Annotated in this window: 2 rRNA genes; both read left to right on the top strand. The window is 55.8% G+C overall.

From position 1 onward, the window contains the following. Positions 1–203 precede the first annotated feature (203 nt). Positions 204–1720, top strand: a 16S ribosomal RNA gene (locus tag ACFU4Z_RS36455). Between the two features lie 348 nt (positions 1721–2068). Then, positions 2069–5201 (top strand): 23S ribosomal RNA (locus tag ACFU4Z_RS36450). The 16S and 23S rRNA genes sit together here, the layout of an rRNA operon. Positions 5202–5259 lie beyond the last annotated feature (58 nt).

Here is a 5259-nt window from a genome sequence, read left to right as displayed (position 1 = left end):
TGTGTGCGTGTGTTCTTTGAGAACTCAATAGTGTGTCGATGAATGTCAGTGCCAATTATTTAATTGGTTCCGGCCTTACATACCCCCCGGTTGTAGGGTTGGACATTTAGTCAGCAAATCTTTTTGCTGGCGTTTTGTTTTGCTAGGTTTTCGGACTCTAGTTATTCTTCTGATTGCATCCTTCGGGGTGTGGTTGTGAGTCTTCAACGGAGAGTTTGATCCTGGCTCAGGACGAACGCTGGCGGCGTGCTTAACACATGCAAGTCGAGCGGTAAGGCCCTTCGGGGTACACGAGCGGCGAACGGGTGAGTAACACGTGGGTGATCTGCCTCGCACTTCGGGATAAGCCTGGGAAACTGGGTCTAATACCGGATATGACCAAGGACTGCATGGTTTTTGGTGGAAAGATTTATCGGTGCGAGATGGGCCCGCGGCCTATCAGCTTGTTGGTGGGGTAACGGCCTACCAAGGCGACGACGGGTAGCCGACCTGAGAGGGTGACCGGCCACACTGGGACTGAGACACGGCCCAGACTCCTACGGGAGGCAGCAGTGGGGAATATTGCACAATGGGCGAAAGCCTGATGCAGCGACGCCGCGTGAGGGATGACGGCCTTCGGGTTGTAAACCTCTTTCGACAGGGACGAAGCGCAAGTGACGGTACCTGTAGAAGAAGCACCGGCCAACTACGTGCCAGCAGCCGCGGTAATACGTAGGGTGCGAGCGTTGTCCGGAATTACTGGGCGTAAAGAGCTTGTAGGCGGTTTGTCGCGTCTTCTGTGAAAACTTGGGGCTCAACCTTAAGCTTGCAGGCGATACGGGCAGACTAGAGTACTTCAGGGGAGACTGGAATTCCTGGTGTAGCGGTGAAATGCGCAGATATCAGGAGGAACACCGGTGGCGAAGGCGGGTCTCTGGGAAGTAACTGACGCTGAGAAGCGAAAGCGTGGGTAGCGAACAGGATTAGATACCCTGGTAGTCCACGCCGTAAACGGTGGGTACTAGGTGTGGGTTTCCTTCCACGGGATCCGTGCCGTAGCTAACGCATTAAGTACCCCGCCTGGGGAGTACGGCCGCAAGGCTAAAACTCAAAGGAATTGACGGGGGCCCGCACAAGCGGCGGAGCATGTGGATTAATTCGATGCAACGCGAAGAACCTTACCTGGGTTTGACATACACCGGAAACCTGCAGAGATGTAGGCCCCCTTGTGGTCGGTGTACAGGTGGTGCATGGCTGTCGTCAGCTCGTGTCGTGAGATGTTGGGTTAAGTCCCGCAACGAGCGCAACCCTTATCTTATGTTGCCAGCGCGTAATGGCGGGGACTCGTGAGAGACTGCCGGGGTCAACTCGGAGGAAGGTGGGGACGACGTCAAGTCATCATGCCCCTTATGTCCAGGGCTTCACACATGCTACAATGGCCGGTACAGAGGGCTGCGATACCGTGAGGTGGAGCGAATCCCTTAAAGCCGGTCTCAGTTCGGATCGGGGTCTGCAACTCGACCCCGTGAAGTTGGAGTCGCTAGTAATCGCAGATCAGCAACGCTGCGGTGAATACGTTCCCGGGCCTTGTACACACCGCCCGTCACGTCATGAAAGTCGGTAACACCCGAAGCCGGTGGCCTAACCCTTGTGGAGGGAGCCGTCGAAGGTGGGATTGGCGATTGGGACGAAGTCGTAACAAGGTAGCCGTACCGGAAGGTGCGGCTGGATCACCTCCTTTCTAAGGAGCACTTCTGCATCGCACCCCGAAGAGTCGGGGATGGTAAACGTTGATGCCAGAGACCGTTTCGGAAACATACGTTTTCCGGCGGACGCTCATGGGTGGAACGCTGACAAGCTCTCCCGCATTGTGGCTGGTCCTTCAGTGGCTGGTCCCGCGGTTGATATATCGACACACTGTTGGGTCCTGAGAGAACACGCGAGTGTTTCCTCTTAGGCAAGATAACGACAAGATCTGGTGGTTACGCAGACCGCATCTTCCCTTGTGGGGTGGGTGGGCATGGTGGTGATCGAAGCCAGTTTCTTGTGTGTTGTTTGAGAACTGCACAGTGGACGCGAGCATCTTTGTTAGTAAGTGTTTAAGAGCGTACGGTGGATGCCTTGGCACCAGGAGCCGATGAAGGACGTAGGAGGCTGCGATAAGCCTCGGGGAGCTGTCAACCGAGCTGAGATCCGAGGATTTCCGAATGGGGAAACCCAGCACGAGTGATGTCGTGTTACCCGCATCTGAATATATAGGGTGTGTGGAGGGAACGTGGGGAAGTGAAACATCTCAGTACCCACAGGAAGAGAAAACAACAGTGATTCCGTGAGTAGTGGCGAGCGAAAGCGGATGAGGCTAAACCATGTGGATGTGATAGCCGGCAGGCGTTGTCCATGTGGGGTAGTGGGGCTCATTTTCTTATCACTGCCGTGATGAGCGAGAGTAAGAAACCGTTGGGTTAGTCGAAGTGGTCTGGAACGGCCTGTCGTAGAGGGTGAGAATCCCGTAGACGAAAACCTGGCGGCTCTCGTAGTGAGTGCCCGAGTAGCAGCGGGCCCGTGAAATCTGCTGTGAATCTGCCGGGACCACCCGGTAAGCCTGAATACTCCCTGGTGACCGATAGCGGACTAGTACCGTGAGGGAAAGGTGAAAAGTACCCCGGGAGGGGAGTGAAATAGTACCTGAAACCGTGCGCTTACAATCCGTCAGGGCCTGCGCCAACTTCGGTTGGGTGGGTGATGGCGTGCCTTTTGAAGAATGAGCCTGCGAGTTAGTGGCATGTGGCGAGGTTAACCCGTGTGGGGTAGCCGTAGCGAAAGCGAGTCCGAATAGGGCGTTTCCAGTCGCATGTTCTAGACCCGAAGCGGAGTGATCTACCCATGGCCAGGGTGAAGCGACGGTAAGACGTCGTGGAGGCCCGAACCCACTTAGGTTGAAAACTGAGGGGATGAGCTGTGGGTAGGGGTGAAAGGCCAATCAAACTCCGTGATAGCTGGTTCTCCCCGAAATGCATTTAGGTGCAGCGTCGCGTGTTTCACACCGGAGGTAGAGCTACTGGATGGTCTAGGGGGCCTACAAGCTTACCGAAATCAGCCAAACTCCGAATGCCGGTGTGTGAGAGCGCGGCAGTGAGACTGCGGGGGATAAGCTTCGTAGTCGAGAGGGAAACAGCCCAGATCGCCGGCTAAGGCCCCTAAGCGTGTACTAAGTGGAAAAGGATGTGGGGTCGCGAAGACAACCAGGAGGTTGGCTTAGAAGCAGCCACCCTTGAAAGAGTGCGTAATAGCTCACTGGTCAAGTGATCCTGCGCCGACAATGTAGCGGGGCTCAAGTACACCGCCGAAGCCGCGGCATTCACACAATACATCCGCCATTCCCTGCGGGGGGTGGTGCAGTGGTGTGGATGGGTAGGGGAGCGTCCTGTAGCCAGGGAAGCGGCGGAGTGATCCAGCCGTGGAGGCTACGGGAGTGAGAATGCAGGCATGAGTAGCGAAAGACGAGTGAGAAACTCGTCCGCCGAATGACCAAGGGTTCCTGGGCCAGGTTAATCCGCCCAGGGTGAGTCGGGACCTAAGGCGAGGCCGACAGGCGTAGTCGATGGACAACGGGTTGATATTCCCGTACCCGTGTATCCGCGCCCATGATGAATCAGTTGTGCTAAGTGTCCTGAACTTCCGAGAAGACCTTCGGGTCTCGAGTGGAGGGATGCACATGACCCTGGCTGGTAGTAGTCAAGCGATGGGGTGACGCAGGAAGGTAGCTGGGCCAGTCAGTGGTTGTACTGGTGTAAGCCTGTAGGGCGAACGGTAGGCAAATCCGCCGTTCATGTGCCTGAGAGGTGATGCGTAGCCGATTGAGGCGAATTCAGTGATCCTATGCTGCCGAGAAAAGCCTCTAGTGAGTTGGTACACGGCCCGTACCCCAAACCGACACAGGTGGTCAGGTAGAGAATACTAAGGCGATCGAGAGAACTGTGGTTAAGGAACTCGGCAAAATGCCCCCGTAACTTCGGGAGAAGGGGGACCCGGTCTGGTGATGAGATTTACTCTCGGAGCTGGGTTGGGTCGCAGAGACCAGAGAGAAGCGACTGTTTACTAAAAACACAGGTCCGTGCGAAGTCGTAAGACGATGTATACGGACTGACGCCTGCCCGGTGCCGGAAGGTTAAGAGGACCGGTTAGCGCTTCGGCGCGAAGCTGAGAATTTAAGCCCCGGTAAACGGCGGTGGTAACTATAACCATCCTAAGGTAGCGAAATTCCTTGTCGGGTAAGTTCCGACCTGCACGAATGGCGTAACGACTTCTCTGCTGTCTCAACCACAGACTCGGCGAAATTGCATTACGAGTAAAGATGCTCGTTACGCGCGGCAGGACGAAAAGACCCCGGGACCTTCACTATAGCTTGGTATTGGTGTTCGGTACGGTTTGTGTAGGATAGGTGGGAGACTGTGAAGCGGGCACGCCAGTGTTTGTGGAGTCATCGTTGAAATACCACTCTGATCGTATTGGACCTCTAACCTCGGACCATGATCTGGTTCAGGGACAGTGCCTGGTGGGTAGTTTAACTGGGGCGGTTGCCTCCTAAAATGTAACGGAGGCGCCCAAAGGTTCCCTCAGCCTGGTTGGCAATCAGGTGTCGAGTGCAAGTGCACAAGGGAGCTTGACTGTGAGAGCGACAGCTCGAGCAGGGACGAAAGTCGGGACTAGTGATCCGGCACCGGCAAGTGGAAGCGGTGTCGCTCAACGGATAAAAGGTACCCCGGGGATAACAGGCTGATCTTCCCCAAGAGTCCATATCGACGGGATGGTTTGGCACCTCGATGTCGGCTCGTCGCATCCTGGGGCTGGAGTAGGTCCCAAGGGTTGGGCTGTTCGCCCATTAAAGCGGCACGCGAGCTGGGTTTAGAACGTCGTGAGACAGTTCGGTCTCTATCCGCCGCGCGCGTCAGAAACTTGAGGAAGGCTGTCCCTAGTACGAGAGGACCGGGACGGACGAACCTCTGGTGTGCCAGTTGTTCCGCCAGGAGCACTGCTGGTTAGCTACGTTCGGAAGGGATAACCGCTGAAAGCATCTAAGCGGGAAGCCTGTTCCAAGATGAGGTTTCTCACCACCTTTGAGTGGTTAAGGCCCCCCACAGACCATGGGGTTGATAGGCCAGAACTGGAAGCTCGGTAACGGGTGTAGGTGACTGGTACTAATCGGCCGAGGACTTACCAACAAAGAAGCTACGCGTCCACTGTGCGGTATCTGAAACAACACACAGATACAGAAGCGCC

This window comes from Nocardia sp. NPDC057440 (assembly GCF_042802915.1).
GTDB lineage: Bacteria > Actinomycetota > Actinomycetes > Mycobacteriales > Mycobacteriaceae > Nocardia.
This window is presented reverse-complemented; position numbering and strand designations above follow the sequence as displayed.